Genomic DNA, 19,764 nt, shown 5'->3' with positions numbered 1-19,764 from the left:
GCCTTGTCGGCTCGTTACGCGGGCTGTGAGCTGTATGGCGAGTTGGCGATCCATACGGGCTGGTGCGTTTCGTGGAAGCGCTCGATCTTTTGCCAGGTTCCGTCGATTGCGCGTAGATAGCTTGATCGACGTCGCCGCCAATTACTGAGCGAGGCACCTTCGGAAAAAACTTGCGCGTGTACCGGTGATTCGGGAAGGACTGCGATGACGTCGAGGCCGGTCGCCGCGGCGGTCTCGGCTGCGCTGTAGGGCTCGGTACCCCTGACAATGAGGCCGATGCTGGCCGGCGACTTCGTATTCTCCAGATGCTGCTGTAGTGGGCCCAAGCCAGCACGAACCGCTGCCACTGCGGTCCTGGTCGGTCTGAGCATTATGGCGATAACGTCACTGTGACGGATCAGGTCTTGATGTCCGGACCGTAGATTGAGGCGACCGGCGTCGACGAGCAGGTCACCGCCGCCCTGTTTCGACAACAACGCCAGATGTGCCCCCAACGGGCCCCACGTCGACTTCATCGATTCCGTTTGAGCTGCATTGACCAGGCCGGGGACGAACCATCCTTGCGCCTTGGTCGGCTCCTCTGGATCGAACGGCCCGATTCTAACTATTTGGTGCTGGAAGGCTGGGCCTATTCGGCCGTGCCTGTTCGGCTCGACCAGTTGGATGATCGATCGGTCGTGCCGGCGGCGCGCGTGAAAGTACCCGGCCAGCGTCGGGGACGATCCGATCGGATCGGCCTCGATGTACAGCAGCTTGCGGGAGTCTGCGGTGAGAGCGATGCCCAGGCCGGTCGTCGAGACGCCTGGCGAGCCGGAGATCGAGGTCAGGGTGACGAGCATGGCTCAGCGCTCCCGGGAGTCGAGGACGATGGCGACGCGGTTGGTGGCGGCTCGGGCGGCGATCCAGCTGGCCTCGTCTTTCTTGACCAGAACGTCCACTGTCGTCTGTCCGGTCTCGGGGATGTCCTTCACGGCAACGACCTGTGCGTTCGCGGTGACCGGACCCTGCACCGGGGAATCGTCTTGATCTCGGGGAGTGTCGACGATCCGGACGTTGTCGCCTGCGAGCAGTGGCTCTGCGGGAAGTTTGCCGATTGCGACGGTGATGCCGACCAAAGTGTTGTCCCCGCTGGGGATTACGGCGTTGGTGAACGACGATGGGTTCAGTGCCGATCCGCTCAGGAGCGGAACTGCTGCGCTCTGGCCCACGACCGATGCTTTGTCTGTGGCAGGAACGGTCGCGATGGTCGCATCGCTGTTGACCTCTGCGGTTTTGAGGTCGTCGGTGGTGATCGTCTCCCCCTGTGGCACGTCGCGGGCGAGCACCAGAATTGTCGTGGTGGCGCGCATGGCGTTCACCAAAAAGACCGCTCCTACGATTGCGACGGTCATCAAGGCGACTCCCGCGATCCAGTACGACCGTCGACGGCGCACTTTGGTGGTGGATACGACTTCGGTGAAGTCATGGCCCGGCTTAGGAGATGCCTCTCTTGCGCTGCGCGGCTCCCCCACTGTGGCGGTCGATGTCTTTTCTTTGAGATTGCCGAACATGGGCATAGCTCAGTCACTTTCCGTTTGTGTCGTGGCGTCGAGGCCGAGATGTGCTTTGAGGGCAGTTCCGATGAGGTGGCTGCGGGAACGGGCCTTGAACTGGTCTTTCAGTTGATCGATGATCACCCAGTCATCGGCGTACAACCCGACCGTGACTCCCTTCTTCTCCGCCTTACCCTCAGACGGCTTCCCACCTACTCCCCTGGCGCGGAACAGACCTCCGCCGACCTTGCCTCCCGGAAACAGAAGGCTTTCGAGATCGCTGTGGACATCCTCGATAGCAGTGATGACCACCTCGCCGTGGGTTCTCCCTGTCCGTTTGCTCTCCTTCGCCAGACCGTGTGCAACCCCGACAGCAAGATGAACCGTCGACGGCACAATCGTGTCGTCGTGCCCCAATTCAGCTGCACCAGAGGATGTCTCCTCCTCGTTTGAACTCAACTGCACCACCTCCGCTGACATAGCACTTATCGATCCGGCCGGCGGCGGTGGCATGAAGGCTGCCCCGAGCGACTGTCGCGCAGGCGGAGATGTCGGCACGTTCGCACTCTCAGCGCTGTCGGTCCTCACTCACGATCCTTCCGATGTCCCCGTGTACCTGAGTCGCAGGCTTGAGTGCGACGTACGAGATATACCGGGTCTCCCGGACACCGCGAACAGCGTCGATCCGAACCGAACCCTGCAAAACGAACCCCGTGTTCGTCCCGCAAGAGGACCCCATCCCCTCCCCACCAGGACAAAGGCTATCTCCACCTCAACAACAGTGGTGATCAACACGCGGTACATAACATTTCAGTAACAAGGTAGTCGATCGCGCACTCGTTCAGTTCCGAAGCAAACGCGGCGCGGCACCGACCCCTGACGGTCCGTGCCGCAAGCAATGTCCTCTGCAACTTCTACGGGCCGTTGACTGACTCTCAACCGAACTGCACTCGGCGCTGCCTCTTGACTCCAAGACAAGTTGGATTATGATCACTGCCACGTGATCACAACACGATTTTGTTATCGTTTGACACTCATGTCGGACTGATGTGGTTCTCGTGACTCAGTGCTATTTGATTTGATGGCTTTCATGTGTGTCCACAATCTGCCGCCAATGTTTCTTCAACGCAGCGTCGTTCACCGACGATCTTGAACCGATCGCCATGCAGAGCTCACCAGGAAAACCACCACATCTACCTCTTCGGCCGTGGGCACAGTCATAGAACTGATGCCAGAGGGGTGGTGACACACCACCATTTACCTGCAACCATTGAACGATGAGCTTCTCCGACACCGCCACCGCGCCAGGCAGCGGCGTCGCAGCCCGAACGCTCGACGACCTACGATGGCACCGCGAGTTCCATCGTCAGTCCCAGTTTCGCTGGTGGGACACCGAGGCCGCGCTCGTTGCCACCGAATTCACTCGTGGACAGGACCAGTTCCACACAGTGCACGACCTGGCACAACTGGAGCGATGTCGGCTAGCGCTCGCCGACTACACCACGACCTGCCAGCGAGCCCTGGGCCGCGCCCTCAAACAGTCACAACACGTTCTCGACACGCAGAGCTGGACTTTCGCGACTGATGCGCTCCTGCTGTTGCCGTGGACATGCGAGCAGAGCAGCTACCTTGCGACCTGGGCCGACCCGCACGATCCGACAGCTCTGAGCAACCCTCAAGTCCGGCGCATTCAACGTTCCTGTGAGCGCATGATGTTCGGAAATCCCCTCATTCTTAGTTGGGAATTGAGCCACCTGTGGAGCCTCTACCGAGCCGCCGAGACACTGCTCGAAGACACCCTTGTAGATCTCACCGTTGAACTCTCAGAATCAGTCCCTGACGCCACCCTGCTGTGGGCCACCCAAATGGCGTCGAAGATCGGTCTGGAACAACGGATAGCCGAACAGCGAACGACCCGCGGAGAGCCTGGCGATCCCCGCCGCCGACTGCGTCAGAGCTATTCGGATCTACGCTGATTGGAACGCGAACAGTCCCCCGTTGACCTGGCGTCTTATGTGAAATTCGTGCCAGGCTCGCGTCGAACTACGTAGCAATCCTCGCACTCCCCTACCGATACCTCTCCCCTCAACACTTCGCTTGAGCCTTCGCGAAGCCAGCAGAGCCTGCGGATTGGGAGTCGCGGCCATGATCGCAGCTCGAATCGCACGCTGATTCGCACATATCGACGCTTTGTTGATCCGACATAACTACCCACTCTCGATCCCGTTCATCATCCCAGTGCTCTGCTCCCCTACCTCCGTTACCGTCTACCGGGCAATCATCCCAACACAATGGGCGTAGCACTTCGTAGTACTCCTCGCACAGTAAAGCGTTGGTTTCATCGCGTACTAAACCGCGTGTTTGAGGGCGTACAAATACGCTTGTTACACCGTTGGTTAATACGCGTAATACTACGCATGCAATACCGGGTAGAACTCCGCACGTCAACACGCGGGTTAAATACCGTTTTGGTCAGCACATCAATGCCCGTGTTTCTTCACGTGTTAACAAGGGTGTTGATATGCGACTTAACGTGCGTATTGGTACGCTGTTACTAGGGCGCAGTACTACATGTTTTATTGCGCGTGTTTTGCCGCGTAAGAGTGCGAGCATTGATACGCATGGTGTTACGCGACTTAGACCGTGTTGACTGACGTGCGTGACTGGGCGTACTCTCGCGCACACAACCACGCACGACAACCTGCGCATCCGCCCGCACAAGAGCGTGCGGGACAAGTCGAGCCGCTCGCACGTACCGATTCGGCACCGTGAACGCCTCCCGGTCACGCTTCTCCACGGCAGCGCTCGAATAGATGCACGCGGATCCAGGACTCTGGAAGGAAGGTTCTATCGATGGCAATATCAAATTCCCTCGCAGTCACCCAAGGTAAAGGGGGAGTGGGCAAGACGACGGTTGTTGCCAACCTCGCAGGCCTGTTCGCCGCTGCCGGCTACCGTGTTCTCGTCGGGGAGTTCGACCCTCAGGGCAACCTGGCCCGCGATTTCGGTTACGAAAAGCAGTCCGGTGAAGAACTTCTGATGTCGTTGATGTCAGGCGGACAACCCCCGATCATCAAAGACGTCCGACCCGGTCTAGACGTCATTCCCGCTGGTCCTGCGCTCGTCGACGTTGCTGGCATGATGCTCTCCAGGCTCAGCCGCGGGGGCGAATCGCTGGGGCAGATCCTCCACAAAGTCCTTGCCCCGATCGTTCCCGACTACGACATTGTTCTCTTCGATACCCCGCCAGGCGACGTGATCATCGGTGATGCGGTGCTGTACTGCACGTCGTCCGTTCTCATCCCTACTCGCGCCGACGATGGCAGCCTCGACGGCCTCGACCGCGTCGCCGAGCGCTTCGCGCGTGCCCGGGAGCACAATCCGCAACTGAGATTGGCTGGCATGCTTCTGTTTGCGGTCGGCAGTAGGTCACAACGGCTCCAGGACCAGGTGAGGGAAAGTATTACGCAAGCCATTCCTGACACCATTGCCCCCATCTTCGGCACGACAATCCGCTACATGGAGAGCGCCGCTGCCGACGCGCGGCGGCATGGGCTCCTAGCTCACGAACTCGAAGGCGCTACTGCTAGCGCAAAGAAGGCTCGGTTGAAAGCGCTGAGGGACAAGGTGAAACCACCCAGCCTTCTGCTCTCTCGGGATGCAACCGGGTTGGCGGATGACTACGAGGCCCTAGCAGCTGAGGTCTTGCAACGCTTGGCCGAGCTTGCTGCCGAAGCCGATCACGCAGAAGAGGTAGCACCCGCATGAGCACCACTGATCGCAAGAAGCGACCCAGCCTGGCGGACCAATTCGACAAGCCCGCTCCCCGTGGATCTGGCCTCGCCAACATTTTCCCTCGCAATGGAACGGGTTCCCTCGCCAGGCCTGCCGCAGTGGAACCACGCTCGACCGACGTGGCTGCCGAAAGAGCCGTCGACGAGCCGCACGTACAGGCTCCGGACGTGACATCTGCACCGGATGCTCCTGCAGCACCTGCACCAGAGCCTCCGACCGAGGTTGCTACATCTGCCTCGCCCTCCGGGGGCAGCACTGCCGCAACCGAGGACGTAGCCACCACACCCGAAACCGGGGCCGACACCGCTACAGCGGAGCCGTTGGCTGCGATTGTCGGTGATGAAGATGTGCGCCCGATCGCGGTCTACGTTCCCGCGACGGTCAAAGAGGCCTGGAAGACGCGATCTCAGCGGGAGAAGAAGTCCTACGGCGAGATCGTCGAGGATGCCTTCGCCGCGCACACCCCGGAAACCTTGGTTCGCCTCTTCGCCCCTCGCGCCGTCGAATCGCCACGCGGTGGCATGCCGCGTCTGGCCCGCCCGAAGGTCGCGAGCGGGGGAGTGGAGGTGCGTCCACATCTGTGGGTAGCCCAGACCCGATGGATAGACGAGCAGGTAGAAGCAAGTCCGCTCATCCCCTCACGAAGCGCGCTGATTGCTGCGGTCGTTGAGGACTATCTGATCTCTTGATCCGCCGGGCCAGAGCGTCTTGCTCCTGGCTCCCCACCGTGCTCCCCACCATGCTCCCCACTCCGGTGGGGAGCGTTTTTTTGCCTTTGAGCTGCCCTTATCTCCATGCTCCCCATGCTCCCCACATAAAAGAGCCAAGGTCACGCGTATATCGATGAAGGGGCTTGCGCAGCGGGTCGGTTCGACGAGCTGGGGTGTTCGTCGTGTCCGGTGCCGCAGAGACAATGTCGAGAGATTTCGCCACTTCTGTCACAGAGGTAGATCGAGACGGATCTACCTGTCATGTGTGGTGCGAGGGCGGGTACGGACGAGGTGCGGAGGAACATGTGAACGTGGCACGACAGGCAGGCGACACACCGGATGTCGCGGCCTCCCTGTTTCTGTTACCGAATCCGTTTAATGTGATCGCATGGCTGGAAGCAAACCTGGGAGAGAGTCGAAGGGCCCTCGCATACCCGCAATGGTGCGCACGCCCGACACGCAGTATGCGCATTACAAAAACGAGGCCGACGCCCTTGGCCTCGACCTCAGCGACTACTACGTCTATGTCATGGCGCTGCACCATGATCTACCCATGCCGCATTACATCCAAGATCGAATCGATCCCGCACAGTACAAGCTGGGCGCGTGATGACCTACCCCTAGACAGTGAAAAACCCCCCTCGTGCTTGGCGGCGAGAAGGGGGGTCTTCCGGATTCACAAGTGAGCGAATCGCTCCGCTCCAACCACCCACCGGGAACAACCACGAACACGACAGGAGGTGTATTGACATCATAGCTCAGTACCCCTGCCTCGCCGTGATTTGCGCTCCGAACCCAGCGCGCGTCGTACATCTACGTGTCGGCGGTGAGTCGTGACGTCACCGACTCCCAACCGCGGCCACATGTGGTCGATGGACAACATCCGTCCACGCCTCGAGCAGCTCGGCGGCTTCAAAGCCACATCGAGTACCCAGTTTCAGGCGAGATGCCCCGTTCACGACGACCGTCACGCTTCGCTGTCTGTCACCTGGACTCCGGGCCACCACGGTTCTGGAATGGTGCTGCTGCGGTGCCATGGCTGCTCAGCGACGGCCGCAGAAATCGCCGAGCGTCTCGATATCGGTGTGTCCGATCTGTTCGACGAACCCTTGCCGAGTCGGGATCCGAGCGCACCGCGTGTCGGTAGATCCCCGCAGCAACGGGCAGCGGGCAAACGACGTGGGCGTCTGGGGCGTCTGCCTGCTCGGATTGCCGGTCCGATGCCGGAGCCCGAGGTCGAGCACTCTTGGTCGGAAGTTGCGCGCTATCCCTACACCGATGCCGACAGCGTATTGGTGCAGGAGGTCATCCGCGAGGAGTGCACCTCGTGCGGCGTCAAACACAAACGATTCCGGCAGTTGTTCGTCGGTCCGAATCGCACGTACGTCAAACGTAAGCCTGCGGTGTTCACTCCGGTCCTGTTCGCGATGCCGCAGCTGCAAGCGGCGCTGTCGGCCGGCCAGCCGGTGTGGCTGCTCGAGGGCGAAAAGGATGTCGAGACCGCGATGCGTCTCGGTCTGTGCGCGACCACGAATGCCCAGGGTGGCCTGAACTTTCCGCCACAGCTCGCCGAGGTGTTCGCCGGTGCCGCAGTGCGCGTTGTGCTCGATCGTGACGCCGCAGGATACGAGCGCGGCATCGAACTGGCGTCGCTGCTCGGCGCAGTTGATGCCGAGGTACAACTGCTGCTACCCGGCACAACAGATGACAAATCAGACTTCACAGATCACGTCGAGGCCCAGCTGTGGGATCCGGACGATATGTGGAACGGGTTGATTCCCGTCCATGTCGGTGAGGTTGCGGCACATGCTGCGCTGGCCAAGCTGCGCGGCAAGGCCGCCGAGGTCGAAAAGGCGGCTCAGGAAGCGGCTGCGCGTGCCGAGCGCGGGCGAGTATCAGGTCACCAGGATGAGTGCGCAGACGAGATCCGCCTCGCTGGGCGCTGGGCCGTCGAGGCGGAGCGCCTGTTCGAGCCGTTGAGCGAAGCCGTCGATGCGGTGCGTAGTTTCGCTGCCGCTGAGGGCACGAAGTGGTCGCAAGAAGCGGTCGATGCCGCTACCGCTGTGTGGCGTACTGCCCGCACGGCTGCCCGTGCCGCACACGATATTTCGCGCACTCCGATTCCACCGCTGCTGCACGACGAGGACGAGCACGACGCGGTGCCGCCGGCGACCGGATCCAGCCACATCGACGCCGGTGAATCGACACATCCGCTCCCTGACGGACCCCGACTGCACCTGGTCGGGGCGGCCACCCGCGGCGCTCAGATATCTGCACCGACGTATCGGGTCGTAGAGGGAAGCCTCGTCGAAATCGTCACCAACCGAGATGGCGAGCAGACCGCCAAAATGGTGCTCAGCATCGATGCTCGGATCGTGGAGATGGAATACCTCGAATCGCAGGACGACGGCCTCGACGTCGACGCACCGACCCTGCTCGGACGCGAAGATATCGTCGGGCAGCGGGAAGCCAATCCGCCGTCGCCCGAACAGCTTTCCGCTGTCGTCATCGGGTACACCCATCCCGATACGGGCGAGTTCATGCGTATGCGGGTGGACGCACAGGACTATCGGGACTGCACCTGGGCGGATTCTCTTCCCGGGCCGCCGACGTACGACTCCAAACCCTCTGGAATCGCCAAACTTCGCGACGCCCTGAAAGTGGCGGGTGGAGTGACGATTGCCCGGACGGTTCGATTCCGTTCCACCGGTTGGCGTAAGGACCGAAACGACGAGTGGTTCTACGTGCACGCGGGTGGCGCTATCAGTGCTGCCGGTGCCCGTGTTGCGCCGGTTCTGCTCAGTGGACCGCTCTCGCGTTACGACCTGCCGTGCCCGATCGCCGATGCACCTCGATTGCGTGATGCCTTCATGGTCGATTCGGGATCGATGCTGACGCGTCTGCCGGTGCGAATCGCTGCTCCGTTGCTCGGGCACGTCTTTCGCGCGGCCTTGGGACCCAACCCCTGGGTTCTTTCGCTCATTGGTTCGCCCGGTTCGTACAAGACCTCGATCGCGTCGATCGCGATGCATCACTTCGGTGAGCTGTGGGATCGTCGGCGGCCGGCATCGTCGATGTCAGGTAACGGTGACACTCTCAATGCGCTTCGCATCAAACTGAATTCGTCGAAAGATGCGCTGTACTGGGCCGATGATGTCGCTCCCACACGAGACTGGGGGGCTGCACAGAAAGCGCTCGAAGAGTTCGCGCGCATGGTCCACAACGGCGAACAACGGAGCCGTTCCAGTCGCGACGGGTTGAGCATCCTCGACGGCACCGCCCCCCGATCGTCCGCGATGGTGACCTCCGAGGTCATGCCTCGACCAGGGTCCGGCGCTCAGCGCATGTTGGTGGTGCCGTTGCAGTCCGACGAGATCGAACTCGACGAGCTGATTCGACTCGACAGTGAGCAGTCTCGACATGGACGCGCCCTGCTGATGGCCTCGTTCCTGCAGTGGTTGTGCCCCCGCCTCGAGGAACTGCGGGAAAAGGTCTTCAACGAGGGCGCGCACTACGCCGAGGGCTTACGTGAGCAGGGTGAGACCGTGCGCCAGGCCGAAGCGGTCGGTGCAGTGTGGGCAGGGTGGCAGGCGTTCACCGCTTTTCTGCTCGATGTCGGCGCGCTCGATGCCGATGAGGTCGAGCAAGTTCTCGACGTCGTCGACGGCGGATTGCACGACGCGGTCGTCGCTGCGGCCGATCCCGATCTGCCTTCACGTACCGGGGCGCGGGTGCGCGAGCTCCTTGCGCACGCACTGCGTACCGGGTTGGCCTACGTCGACGACGTTCGTACCGGTGAAGCACCCGACCGCCCGCTCGCCGGCCGGTTGGGGTGGCGACGGACGTTGGTCTCGGACTATCAGGACGTCAAGAAGTACCGCGAAGACGCACGCGGGATCCGGTTGGGGTACGTGCTCACCGACCCCGGACCACGCGACGGTGAAGCGCAGCTGTTGATCGAATCGACTGCCCTCGAACAGGTTCTGAAAGCCGCGGCATCGACGATGTCCGATGCTCCACAGATCGATCGAGGCACGGCGCTGCGGGCCCTCTACGACGAGGGAGTTCTGATCGCCGAGGAACGCGCAGGCAAGACACCCCGTTACACCGTCCAACGCACCATCCATTGTGAGGAACGGCGGCAGCGGATGACCGCTCTCCGTCTGTGGGCGATCCTCGGCGACGGCCCCGACGACGGTCAGATCGGCATCTTCGACGCTGATGGCGGACCCGACGATGCACCGGACGGTACGACACCGAGCGACGTTCCGGGTTCGACCTCCGCAGTGGCCGACCTCGCGACGTTGTTCTCGGTATCGAACAGCGACACCTCATCGACGACGGGCAGCTCTCGTGCCAACGACGCGGAAGCTACGTCTGACAACTCCGAACAGGAGGACATTCCAGTGGGAAGCTACCCCGATGCCGAGGGCCATATCGCTGTGGCAGAACATATTTCGCCGAGCGTCCCGTGCGTGAAGTGCGGAGTGGGCTCGGGCCTTCGCTTCGATGGCCACGTTCTGCACGCGCAGTGCTGGTTCGGAAGCACAGCTGCCTCCCGCGCTGCACTGGTTGCCGATACCGCAGCCGCAGCGAAGCCGCCTGCACCCGCCTCCACTGGCCCGCGGCCGTCGAACGAACCTGCTCGTCGAGCTGCTTCCGAGGCCGCCGAGTCGAGTGCTCCTACGGTTGCGCAACCCAGTGCGCCGCTCGAGACCACGCAGCCTCGGCGTTCAGCTCCCGCGAAGACCGCGGCCAACCCGTTCGCTGCCCCTGCCGCCGTCCTGGACGTCGATGGCATTTGGATGCCCGACGGAAGTCGAATCAATTTGCCACAGAACATCTCTCACGTCGGTCATGTCGCCGCGCTGGTGCAGGAGCTGCGTCTGGGCACTCAGACTTCGTCGTGGCAGAGCGAACCGGGACAGATCTGGGTGACCGCGGCGATGACCGAGAAGTTCGGGGTGGATCTGAGCACGCTGAGCGACGATCCGTCGCAGCGACGCAAAGACGTCGGCGAGGCCACTGCCGGCACAGCGTTCGTCACAGATGCAATCGCCGACGGTTGGACCCTGGGCAAGCCCGGTGACCGGCTCGGTGCGTGGACCCGTGTGTGGCGCACCCAGGGCGAGCACCGCGGTGTGTGGGTCGTCCTGGCTGCCGGCATGAACGCCGATCCACGCGATATCCCTATTCTCGGAGACCGACCGTCCCCGAGCAAACTCGCGCGTCGATTGTCGCTGTTCGCCAGCGCGTTGAAGATGCCGTGGGTGATCACCCCGCAGTCCACAGGTTTCGACCTGATGATCTCGACTCGATTCAAGGACCGCGAGCGGATGTTCGGGGCACAGACTCCCGTCGGCCCGGCCACCATCAGCTCCCTCGAGGACGATTACGCATGGTCCCGCAAACCGACCAGCGACGAGACATCGATGATCTACGTCCACGCGTACGACCGAGGAGGCTCGCATGCTGCGGGAATCGCCGGTTTGGAGATGCCGATCGGATCGGCCACTCATCATCCAGACGGGCGAGCGTTCGACAAGAAGCTGCCGGGCTATTGGCGGGTAGAGGTTCCCGAGGCAGGGGACTGGCGCATCCCACATCCATTGATGCCTCTCGGCGGCCGGCCGGGCCTGCTGTGGGTGACCACACCGAGTCTGCAGGTCGCCGGAGAACTCGGCTACGAGCTCGAACCTGTCGAGGCCTACGTGTGGAACGAACATGGCCGAGTACTCGATCCGTGGTACGAGCGAATCCGGGACGCACGAACAGCTTTGGACGTCGACGACGTCGACGCTCAGTTGGCCAGAGATCTGCTCAAGGGCGTCTACACGCGCACGATCGGCCAGATGGGGTCCTCGGTTCATATGACCGGACGAGCAGGTTTCTCGCCTGAGCGACGCCATCACATCATCGCCAAAGCGCGGGCGAACATCACTCGTCGCATCGTCAAGATCGGCACCGTCTCCGACCGGTGGCCGGTGGCCATCACGAACGACACGGTTCTCTACACCAGCAACGATCCGGATCCGATCGCGTCCTGGCCTGGGGAGGACAAGCAGCTCGGTCGAGGGTTCGGCCAATACAAGTGGGAGGGCTCCGCTCGACTCGGCGATCATCTCGAGTTCCTCGTCGGTGGCCGCTACAAGGGCAAGGAAGCGCTGACGATGAACTGGGATGCCACGACAGGCAAGGGGGAATAGCCAATGGCCGGGCGCAAGCATGCTGGCTTCAAAGAGAACCTGGAAGCAGACGAACGCCGACGCAGCTCACTGTTCCAGGGCTTGACGGGCAGGCGTGGTGCCGATGTCTCCGGCAAGGCCGGCACCACCCCTGACATGCGTGGGATGCTCCTCGCCGCGTACGGCCCGGGCACTCGGGGCGGGGTGAACACTGCCGCAGCTGCGCGCGATCTCGGAGTCTCACGTCGTACGGTGGAACGCTGGGTTGCCGCCGAGGGACGCCAGCGAATCTCGAAGCCGAAGGCCGAGACTCTGAGCAAGCTCACCACCAAGTCGCGGCAGGCAGCGACGACGCAACAGGGCCGGCGCGCCGCCATCAAAGCTGTCCGAGAGAGCAAACAGGGCAAGTCGATCGCCAAATACGGTGCGCGCGTACAGATCAAGGGCCGACAAGGCGTCGCCGGTGGGGGAGGGTTCTACATTCGCAATCGTTCCATCCAGATCCCCCCGGATCAGAGTGGTATGTCGCCATCCGATGTCGAGTCGATGTGGTCGGCGTACGAACGCGGCGGCGACAAAGCGCTCTCGAAGTGGCTCAGCGGCTACGCCAGCGATCGGTACGTCGACGGATGGACCTTCGAGAGCATCGACAACATCTCCATCGACCCGGTCTGACCATAAGAGTCTGCGAGTTCAGGTGTTCGGAGTGTCCGGTGCAACCGCTACGGTATCGGTGGAATCGCGCACGGCAGCGCTCTGCAGGAGGGATCAGAAAGACATGTTCGAGACCAAGTCTCAGCAGTGGAAGACCCGCGTCGTTTCTGCGTTGGCGGGTCTGATCCTCGTCAGCATGGCTGTGCAGGCCAAAATGGGATACGGCGTCTTTCTCGGACCACTCCATTAGAGCGACATGAACCCGAAGCGGCCGCGGTGGACCAAACGACAGCTCGAGGTCGCATTCACCGCGTGCTACGGCCCCTTGGTCAACGGTGGTGTCGATATCGACTATGTCGCAGCGGCATTCGGGGTGACTCGCCGTACCGTTCAGCGTTGGCTGCAGGGCTCACCTCGCGCTCGAGCGGCCATTCCCGTCCGCCGGTTGCAGCAACTTCAATTTCCCCTTCCTGAAATCCGACGTGTCGAACAGCAGACCCTCGACAATGCACGAACTGTCTTGACCGGGCTCGATCTTCCCCGTGGCCGCGGTGTCCGCAAGGAATGGCGAGAGCGACGATGGCTGGACCCCCATGTCGTGGCGATCCTCCGTCCCCACGGCTCTCCGGACCTGCGGCAGGTAGCGATCGCCAGAGGCGCACCACGCCCCGTCGCGGCACTACATAAGCGGGGCCCGCTCGATGACTTCGTCACCGTTCCCACCCGTTTCCACGCCGACGCCCTCGTCGGTGAACTGCTCGACCGCGTCGGCCCATGGCGGCTCTATCCGGACGACCGTGTCGTCGAGCTCGGCCGAACCCGCGTGTGGGCCGCATGGGCACCACCGATCGACCTACCCGCTATTGCCCGCGGTGCGGGCCTACTCGACAACTGATCAGCCTCGACCGCCGTACCCACGCTCAGTACTCGTATCCGCACCCATGACTGTCCTGTGTCGCCGCGACGAGAGAATGTCAAAGAAAGAGTGAATCGCGATGAATCGCAACAACAACTGGAACTCAAGCCTGTATATCGCTGCTGTTCCGCTCGGGCTTGCTGCCGCCTACCTAGTCGTGTGTTGGCCTTTCGAGGCATTAGTCTCGGTTCAGAGGCATCTCGGTACCGGATCCGAGGTAGTCACCGAGTCGACCCCGCCGACGATGCCCGGCGCTCAAATTGGCTTCCTAATTCTCTTCTTCGCCGCAGTTGCCGGTCTCGCTCTCGTCGCGGCGGTGCGCCGGTTCATCGAACCGAACGAGACCGAACCGAACAGCTTCCCTGGGACGTGGCGAGCGCGGACGCTGATGAGTGCAGGATTGTTCCCCATCGGCCTGTGCATGGCCTCGTTGCTGTCCCCCGAGGATGCCGAAAACCTTTCGCGCACCAGTGACTACGGCAACCCGGCACAATGGTGGAACAGTGCGCACCTTCTCGTCGCCGGCTTGGCCGAGGAACCGTTCTTCAGTGCGCTTCCGGTCTTGTTGCTCTTCGGGGTCGTCGGACTGGTCTGGCGCGTCCAGCCGTGGATGCTCGGCATCGTCATCGCGAGCTCAGCTCTGTTTCGAGCCTCCATCCATCTGTACCAGGGAACAGGGCAAGCGTTGTCGGCGTTCGTATGGGGCGCTGTGGCCGTCTACGTCTACTATCGACTCCGCAGTCTCACGGGACTCGTTCTGGCCCATACAGCTTGGAATGCATTCGTCATTGCGAACAATGGTGACTACACCGCGGCTCAGATAGTGATCGGCGGGTGTATCGCATTCACCGCCCTGTGGTCGATTTACCGACTGTCGAACACACCCACCCTCAAGCACGCCGATCTAGCACGCCCGACGGCAGCGGCCGGCCACTTTTCGATCACCACCAGCGAAGGACATTGATGAGGAATCTGACAACCATCAAACGTTGCGCGGTGATCGGCAATGCGGTGATCGGTATCAGCGCCTTCACAAAGAGCGGAATATCGTTGTGGCAGCTCGCTACTGCCAGCGGATACCCGGCAACACTGGGATGGGTTCTGCCACTGGTGCTCGACGGAATGGTAATCCTCGCAACACTCATGCTCGTCGTCGACGCCTCACACCGCTGGTTCGCGTGGGCCTTGCTGATTCTCGGGTCGATCGCATCGACGGCCGGCAACATCGTGCACGTCTCGATGGTGGACTACAGCTCGACCTTCACCGTGGCCGCGCTGGCCGCTGCTGCGCCGCCGCTGGTGCTGCTGGTCACCACGCACCTGATGATCCAGCTGGTCCGACTCGAAGCATCAGCTGTAGACGACAGCACCGACCAGCGTCACTCGGCCCCGAACAGCTCCACAGAGGCCGAAACAGCCGTTCTGTGTGTCCACGTCCTGAAACTGGCCAGCGAAGGCCACGAGCACGCTGCAGTGGCCACCAAGACCGGGCTACCCATTGAGGTCGTCGACGCAGTCATCGCAGCCGCCGAGGACGAACTCCAGATCGGCTCTGAGGAGGATCGATACCTCGCCCCGGCATGAGTTCCCCGTCGGTCTACTTCATTCGCGAGCTCAGTTCGTCGAAGAATGCTGCGAGCATCGACGGCGCGTCGGGGCTCTCGAACTCTTTGCCCCCGAACCGATAGACCTCGTATCCCGCTAGCCGGAGACGTCGGTCTTCGGTGACCATCTCGGCGTACAGCTGCGTGCTGGCGCGGCCGTCTTCGTTGGCGTAGTGCTGACGACCGTCGACCTCGATGACGACGCGTTTTCTTGCACTGAAGAGCAGCAAGAAGTCCATGCGTTGGCGTTCGAGGGGACTGCTGCCCTTGCGTTGATACTTGGTGTACGGGTCGTAGTGGAGGTAGACCTGCGGGATCAGAGGGGGAATACCGAAGCCGTGCTCTCCGTATCGACGTGAGTAGACGTCCAAGACCATCCGCTCGGGTTCGTTCTTACCGAGGCTCTCTCGCAGCCGTTTGTACAGTGACCGCCCGACATCGCGATCGTCCGTGTCTGCCATTGCTTGGTGCTCACGCCACCACTGAATCAGCTCCTGAAAGGACAGGCCGGCCTCGGTTATCGGTCTGTCGTAGACCAGGCAGAACTCAGCATTCTTGGTGATCAGGATGTCGTTGCTGACCGCGTCGCGGAGCACCATCTCCGGTTTGGGACCATTGGCCGCGAAAATGAGGTTCTTTGCGGGAGAATCGACACCGCTGGAGCCCTTTTCGTACTCTGCGATCAGCACCGCGAGCCCGTGGTCCGCGACGTCGCATTCTGCAAGCACGCGACGCGCCAGTGCGACGAGCTGGGGGATCTCGAATCCTACGAGGTAACCATCGATCAGCGACCGCTTGGTGTCGGCCTCAACCGGGGTACCTGTACCTGCCCACGTCAGGTCGAGTTCGTCGGGTAGGACCACTTCGAGGGCGGCTCGCGAGAACCCATAGATCAAGGTGTCCTCGATCGCCGACCTGAGCGTTCTGGTCGACACGATCACCCGTCGCGGCGGCTCCTCCGAGAGGCCGGCCGCAAGTGAATCCCAGAAGCTCATCGGTCAGAGGCTCCGCGGGCGGCCATGTTGAGCGGAGCGCTTACCGGCGTCGATGGCCTGGATCCAAACGAACTTCGGCGAGAATCGCCCAGAGCTTGGCGTCGTCGCCGTCGTCTCGGTGATCGGCGATGGCCTGCACGAGGGTGTTGATGACCTCACGAGAGCGTGGATTGAATCCGGCAGCTCGCGCACCAGCCCAGGCCAGGGGGTCGTCGACCACCTTGTCGAGCCTGTCGAGGGCGTGGATACACAGGTCGTGGAACTTGCCGGCACGTTTGTATTGGGCGTCGTCGAGTTCGCCGGTATCGAGCGCTGCTGCTGCTTGCTCGACGTAGACATCGATGATCGCGTTTGCGCGATCGTTGAGCTGCGGATCGAAAGTGAGGGTGTTCCAGAATGCACGCCAATTGGCTGTATCGCCGGCGGTGTTCGAGCGCGGCAGGAGGTTGTCACGAATGATCGCAGCCAGTTCCGGGTCCGTCAGTTCGCTGATCGCTCGGGCGTCGGCGGAATTCGAGGGGAGCGGGGCCGGCGTCTTGCTTCGACGCCATGGCTCGGGCTCGGTCATGTGTGCAGCTTCCCTCTCGAACGTCGCGGTTGGTGCGTTTTTCGTCGGCGGCCCGTGAGATCTGCTCCGGTATTTGTATCACTCGAACAGGACACTTCGGTCTGCTCTTTTGGCCGCTTCGTGAACTTACCGCCCGGCGCACCCGCTGTCCCCGGCACCGGGTGCGCCGGGGACATTTTCGCTTGTCAGGTGCTGTTTTTGTCGGTGTGTCGGGGTAGGTTCGAGTTGTTCTGTTGATCGGGCGGACTGACCATCTGCCCTTGTGTTAGCCCTGGGAGGGTTTCGTCGTGAGCGGTGTGTCGAGCGAGAACGCGGTGTCGGGTAGCGAGATGGTGTGGCGTGAGCGTGTTGCGTGGGCGTATCTCGCTCACGTGGCGCGGGGGCAGGGCTCGTTGGTGCATCTGGCGGTGTCCTTATCGGGCGTGGAGGCTGCAGCCGAGGCTGTGCGGCATCGGGAGGTGTCGGAGGACTTGTTGCGTGCGACGGCTCGCTCGTGGGACTACTCAGGTGCCGAGGCAGACCTCGAGACGGCGGCAACGCTGGGAGCACGATTGGTCACTCCTGCGGACGCTGAGTGGCCGCAGCGGCTGCGGATGGCCGGATGGCTGGAGGGATCGACTCCGGTCGCTCTGTGGGTTCGTGGACAGGGCGCGCTGCCCGGTGCTGATGTGTCGGCGGTGGCGCTCACCGGCACCCGGGCTGCGACCGCTTACGGCGAGCATGTCGCGTCGGAATTTGCCGGGGATCTGGCGATGCGTGGGGTGGCGGTCCTGTCGGGCAGCGGGTTCGGGATCGAGGGAGCGGTGTTGCGGGCAGCGTTGGGGGTCGGTGCAGGACCGGTAGCGGTAATGCCGTGCGGCTTGGATCGGGCGTATCCGTCCGGTCACGCTCGGTTGCTCGAGCGCGTCGCGGAACAGGGTGTGGTGGTGAGCGAGTACTCGTTCGGTGCAGAGCCTCGACGAGAACGATTCAACGGGAGTGGCGCGCTGCTGGCGGCTCTCTCCGATGCGGTAGTGGTGCCCGAGGCCGGGTCACGCGGACGTGCACTGTCTGTGGCCAGGGAAGTGCACAGGCTCGGGCGGGCGGTGTACGCGGTACCAGGGCCGGTCACCTCCGCAGCGTCGAACGGATGCCATACGTTGATCATCGACGGTGTGGCGCGTCTTGCAATGTCGGCTGCTGGCGTGTGTGCTGATCCGAACGTCTCCTGATCGGCTCGACACCGATCCGAAAGTGTGGTCGGGTATGGACGTGAGCCCTAGATGGGCCTCGGAAGCCGACTCCGCTCCCGAGGAGTTAGAGCGAGAGCCTTTGTCGCTCTGATCCTTTCGCTTCTCCCTAGACGTTCGACAACAGGCTCGCCCAGCGAAACACATGGGCGGGCCTGTTGTCTTTCCCCACCGAGCCCCGGCGCACTCGGTGCGGTCCCCGGCACCGAGTGCGCCGGGGACCAAATGTGTTGCGCGTGAGCCGTTCTTGTCGGTGGTCTCGGCTAGATTGTGGGTGTTCTGTTGATCGGGCGGACTGACCATCTGCCCCTGTGCCCTGAAAGGGGTTTGTCCGATGTCCTCTGTTTTTCGTATCTCCTCACCCGCTGATGCTGTTGCCGTGGCCGTGATGCTGGTCCGCTACGTTCCCGAGAACGAAATGGTGGTGTTCACCCCAAACTCGACAGGCGGGGCCGTCATGGCCTGCCCGCTGGGGGAGGAAGCGCCGATCGGTGGTGCCCCGTTGCTGGTGCCCAGCGGTCACCCCGTGCGTGATCTATCCGGACCGCGCGTGGTGGTCGTGTTCGGCAGTGACACACACGCCGATGCGGCATCGATGGCCGTTCTCCACGAGTTCTCGGGCGATGACGTTGCTGTGTTCCAGTTCCACGAGGGACGTGCGCGCCGCTACTTGATGAACGGGGTACTGGCGGGACCGCACGAGGTCGGCGAGGCGGTCGACCTGACGGCTCACCCCTACGTGGTCGGAGCGTTGCTCGAGGGGCAGGTACGTCTGGCCTCTCGCGCCCAAATCCGCGCGGGCTTCGTTGCCGAACAGTTCGGTGCCGAACGCGCCGCGAGTGTGGTGGACATGATGCGGGCTGCACGCGGGGCGTTCCCGGCAGTAGGGCCGATCTCGGCCGCAGAGACCATCCACCGCGAGGTACTCGCCGGGTATCTCGATTCAGGCAACCGCGGAATCGAGATATCGGATTACCACGCTGCGATGCTCGCAGCCGCCGCCTCTGACGTGCGCGTGCGCGATGTGCTGTTCGTTCACTTCACCGAAGCCAACGCCGCAGTCCTCGGCGAACTGTGGCGGCAGGTTGGCGCGGTGTTGCCCGCCAGCGAGGCAGGCCCCGCCTTCGTCCTCGCTTCGCTGAGTTACTGGATCGGACGGGAGGCGGTGCCGGCGCGGGAGGCAATGAACGTTGCCCGTGGGCTCGCCCCCGATCATTCCTTGGGGCAGCTGCTCGAACGCGCATACAACGCGGGAATCAACCCGGCGCTGTGGGAGCAGATTCGGCCCGCTGCGCTCGATGCAGAATCCGAGCGATCCCGTAACGAATGACTTGAATGCGATTGATCCGAAACCGGTTTCGCTGAATACACCATGCATCGGCGAGCCGGTTTCGGTTCGACCGCCCTCGAAAAATTCTCGATTGCAAATTGCAAATTGAGCGCGATCGAATAACAGATGCAACCGCGAAGGCGCGCAGCGCTTCGACCGAGTCCGCGAGTTCTTCGGAACGGCTTGCCGTTTCGCCTGCAGCGGCGGGCGCGCAGCGCCCAGCCCCAGCCCCTGCGGGGCTGGGGC

Annotated in this window: 17 protein-coding genes; 12 read left to right on the top strand and 5 right to left on the bottom strand. The window is 62.5% G+C overall.

The features are described 5' to 3' along the window. Positions 1 to 14: 14 nt before the first annotated feature. The 3 genes from CH294_RS25460 to CH294_RS25450 all read right to left on the bottom strand — a co-directional run bounded on the left by CH294_RS25460 (position 15) and on the right by CH294_RS25450 (position 2,120). A complete protein-coding gene (locus tag CH294_RS25460; RefSeq protein WP_015586073.1) occupies positions 15 to 839 on the bottom strand; it encodes a hypothetical protein in 825 nt (274 codons plus the stop codon). Between the two features lie 3 nt (positions 840 to 842). After that, complete coding sequence (locus CH294_RS25455) at positions 843 to 1,391, bottom strand: SAF domain-containing protein (RefSeq protein ID WP_230591630.1); 549 nt, start codon at positions 1,389 to 1,391, stop codon at positions 843 to 845. A gap of 168 nt (positions 1,392 to 1,559) precedes the next feature. Then, the gene (locus CH294_RS25450) at positions 1,560 to 2,120 is read right to left on the bottom strand and encodes a hypothetical protein (protein WP_139278540.1); all 561 of its coding nucleotides are present in this window, start codon (positions 2,118 to 2,120) and stop codon (positions 1,560 to 1,562) included. A 689-nt stretch (positions 2,121 to 2,809) separates the two neighbouring features. On the opposite strand from CH294_RS25450, the gene CH294_RS25445 reads away from it, so the two are divergent. The 10 genes from CH294_RS25445 to CH294_RS25405 all read left to right on the top strand — a co-directional run bounded on the left by CH294_RS25445 (position 2,810) and on the right by CH294_RS25405 (position 15,376). Continuing rightward, the gene (locus CH294_RS25445; protein ID WP_015586069.1) at positions 2,810 to 3,508 is read left to right on the top strand and encodes a hypothetical protein; all 699 of its coding nucleotides are present in this window, start codon (positions 2,810 to 2,812) and stop codon (positions 3,506 to 3,508) included. An 877-nt stretch (positions 3,509 to 4,385) separates the two neighbouring features. Then, a complete protein-coding gene (locus CH294_RS25440; RefSeq protein WP_015586067.1) occupies positions 4,386 to 5,300 on the top strand; it encodes a ParA family protein in 915 nt (304 codons plus the stop codon). Then, positions 5,297 to 6,016: a hypothetical protein gene (locus CH294_RS25435; protein WP_015586066.1), complete on the top strand. Its 720-nt coding sequence runs from the start codon at positions 5,297 to 5,299 to the stop codon at positions 6,014 to 6,016. The genes CH294_RS25440 and CH294_RS25435 overlap by 4 nt, the downstream gene beginning before the upstream one ends. A gap of 460 nt (positions 6,017 to 6,476) precedes the next feature. Then, the gene (locus tag CH294_RS27610; RefSeq protein ID WP_015586065.1) at positions 6,477 to 6,647 is read left to right on the top strand and encodes a hypothetical protein; all 171 of its coding nucleotides are present in this window, start codon (positions 6,477 to 6,479) and stop codon (positions 6,645 to 6,647) included. 223 nt (positions 6,648 to 6,870) lie between these two features. After that, positions 6,871 to 12,243, top strand: coding sequence for a telomere-binding protein (locus CH294_RS25430; protein WP_032364989.1), 5,373 nt, complete (start codon positions 6,871 to 6,873; stop codon positions 12,241 to 12,243). A 3-nt stretch (positions 12,244 to 12,246) separates the two neighbouring features. Further along, positions 12,247 to 12,897 carry a helix-turn-helix domain-containing protein gene (locus CH294_RS25425; protein WP_015586063.1) on the top strand — a complete coding sequence of 217 codons (651 nt, stop codon included), beginning with the start codon at positions 12,247 to 12,249 and terminating at the stop codon, positions 12,895 to 12,897. Positions 12,898 to 13,000: 103 nt separating this feature from the next. Beyond that, positions 13,001 to 13,126 carry a hypothetical protein gene (locus CH294_RS28025; protein ID WP_254924250.1) on the top strand — a complete coding sequence of 42 codons (126 nt, stop codon included), beginning with the start codon at positions 13,001 to 13,003 and terminating at the stop codon, positions 13,124 to 13,126. A gap of 6 nt (positions 13,127 to 13,132) precedes the next feature. Beyond that, positions 13,133 to 13,771 (top strand): hypothetical protein, encoded by a 639-nt coding sequence (locus tag CH294_RS25415; RefSeq protein WP_015586061.1) that lies wholly within the window; start codon positions 13,133 to 13,135, stop codon positions 13,769 to 13,771. Positions 13,772 to 14,036: 265 nt separating this feature from the next. Continuing rightward, on the top strand, positions 14,037 to 14,756 hold the full coding sequence (locus CH294_RS25410) for a CPBP family intramembrane glutamic endopeptidase (RefSeq protein WP_032394817.1): 720 nt from the start codon (positions 14,037 to 14,039) through the stop codon (positions 14,754 to 14,756). Beyond that, positions 14,756 to 15,376 (top strand): DUF2637 domain-containing protein, encoded by a 621-nt coding sequence (locus CH294_RS25405; RefSeq protein ID WP_015586059.1) that lies wholly within the window; start codon positions 14,756 to 14,758, stop codon positions 15,374 to 15,376. The genes CH294_RS25410 and CH294_RS25405 overlap by 1 nt, the downstream gene beginning before the upstream one ends. Positions 15,377 to 15,389: 13 nt before the next feature. Here CH294_RS25405 and CH294_RS25400 read toward each other — a convergent pair whose 3' ends face one another. Beyond that, positions 15,390 to 16,391: a hypothetical protein gene (locus CH294_RS25400; protein WP_015586058.1), complete on the bottom strand. Its 1,002-nt coding sequence runs from the start codon at positions 16,389 to 16,391 to the stop codon at positions 15,390 to 15,392. A gap of 40 nt (positions 16,392 to 16,431) precedes the next feature. Then, on the bottom strand, positions 16,432 to 16,959 hold the full coding sequence (locus CH294_RS25395; RefSeq protein ID WP_015586057.1) for a hypothetical protein: 528 nt from the start codon (positions 16,957 to 16,959) through the stop codon (positions 16,432 to 16,434). A gap of 287 nt (positions 16,960 to 17,246) precedes the next feature. On the opposite strand from CH294_RS25395, the gene CH294_RS25390 reads away from it, so the two are divergent. Together CH294_RS25390 and CH294_RS25385 are read left to right on the top strand one after the other, a co-directional pair. Continuing rightward, positions 17,247 to 18,170, top strand: a complete 924-nt coding sequence (locus CH294_RS25390) for a DNA processing protein DprA (RefSeq protein ID WP_052047799.1) — start codon at positions 17,247 to 17,249, stop codon at positions 18,168 to 18,170. Positions 18,171 to 18,522: 352 nt separating this feature from the next. Beyond that, positions 18,523 to 19,518, top strand: a complete 996-nt coding sequence (locus CH294_RS25385; protein ID WP_015586055.1) for a DUF4192 family protein — start codon at positions 18,523 to 18,525, stop codon at positions 19,516 to 19,518. The last annotated feature ends 246 nt before the right edge of the window (positions 19,519 to 19,764 follow it).

It is taken from the genome of Rhodococcus sp. 14-2483-1-1, from assembly GCF_002259335.1.
Taxonomy (GTDB): Bacteria; Actinomycetota; Actinomycetes; order Mycobacteriales; family Mycobacteriaceae; genus Rhodococcoides.
The sequence above is the reverse complement of the archived record's forward strand: the minus strand, read 5'-3'. Positions and strand labels throughout refer to the sequence as shown.

Bases quoted from the DNA above. Each gene is read 5' to 3' on its own strand.
- CH294_RS25460 (WP_015586073.1), bottom strand. From the start codon at position 839: ATGCTCGTCACCCTGACCTCGATCTCCGGCTCGCCAGGCGTCTCGACG.
- CH294_RS25455 (WP_230591630.1), bottom strand. From the start codon at position 1,391: ATGACCGTCGCAATCGTAGGAGCGGTCTTTTTGGTGAACGCCATGCGC.
- CH294_RS25445 (WP_015586069.1), top strand. From the start codon at position 2,810: ATGAGCTTCTCCGACACCGCCACCGCGCCAGGCAGCGGCGTCGCAGCC.
- CH294_RS25440 (WP_015586067.1), top strand. From the start codon at position 4,386: ATGGCAATATCAAATTCCCTCGCAGTCACCCAAGGTAAAGGGGGAGTG.
- CH294_RS25435 (WP_015586066.1), top strand. From the start codon at position 5,297: ATGAGCACCACTGATCGCAAGAAGCGACCCAGCCTGGCGGACCAATTC.
- CH294_RS27610 (WP_015586065.1), top strand. From the start codon at position 6,477: ATGGTGCGCACGCCCGACACGCAGTATGCGCATTACAAAAACGAGGCC.
- CH294_RS25425 (WP_015586063.1), top strand. From the start codon at position 12,247: ATGGCCGGGCGCAAGCATGCTGGCTTCAAAGAGAACCTGGAAGCAGAC.
- CH294_RS28025 (WP_254924250.1), top strand. From the start codon at position 13,001: ATGTTCGAGACCAAGTCTCAGCAGTGGAAGACCCGCGTCGTTTCTGCG.
- CH294_RS25415 (WP_015586061.1), top strand. From the start codon at position 13,133: ATGAACCCGAAGCGGCCGCGGTGGACCAAACGACAGCTCGAGGTCGCA.
- CH294_RS25410 (WP_032394817.1), top strand. From the start codon at position 14,037: ATGCCCGGCGCTCAAATTGGCTTCCTAATTCTCTTCTTCGCCGCAGTT.
- CH294_RS25405 (WP_015586059.1), top strand. From the start codon at position 14,756: ATGAGGAATCTGACAACCATCAAACGTTGCGCGGTGATCGGCAATGCG.
- CH294_RS25400 (WP_015586058.1), bottom strand. From the start codon at position 16,391: ATGAGCTTCTGGGATTCACTTGCGGCCGGCCTCTCGGAGGAGCCGCCG.
- CH294_RS25395 (WP_015586057.1), bottom strand. From the start codon at position 16,959: ATGACCGAGCCCGAGCCATGGCGTCGAAGCAAGACGCCGGCCCCGCTC.
- CH294_RS25385 (WP_015586055.1), top strand. From the start codon at position 18,523: ATGTCCTCTGTTTTTCGTATCTCCTCACCCGCTGATGCTGTTGCCGTG.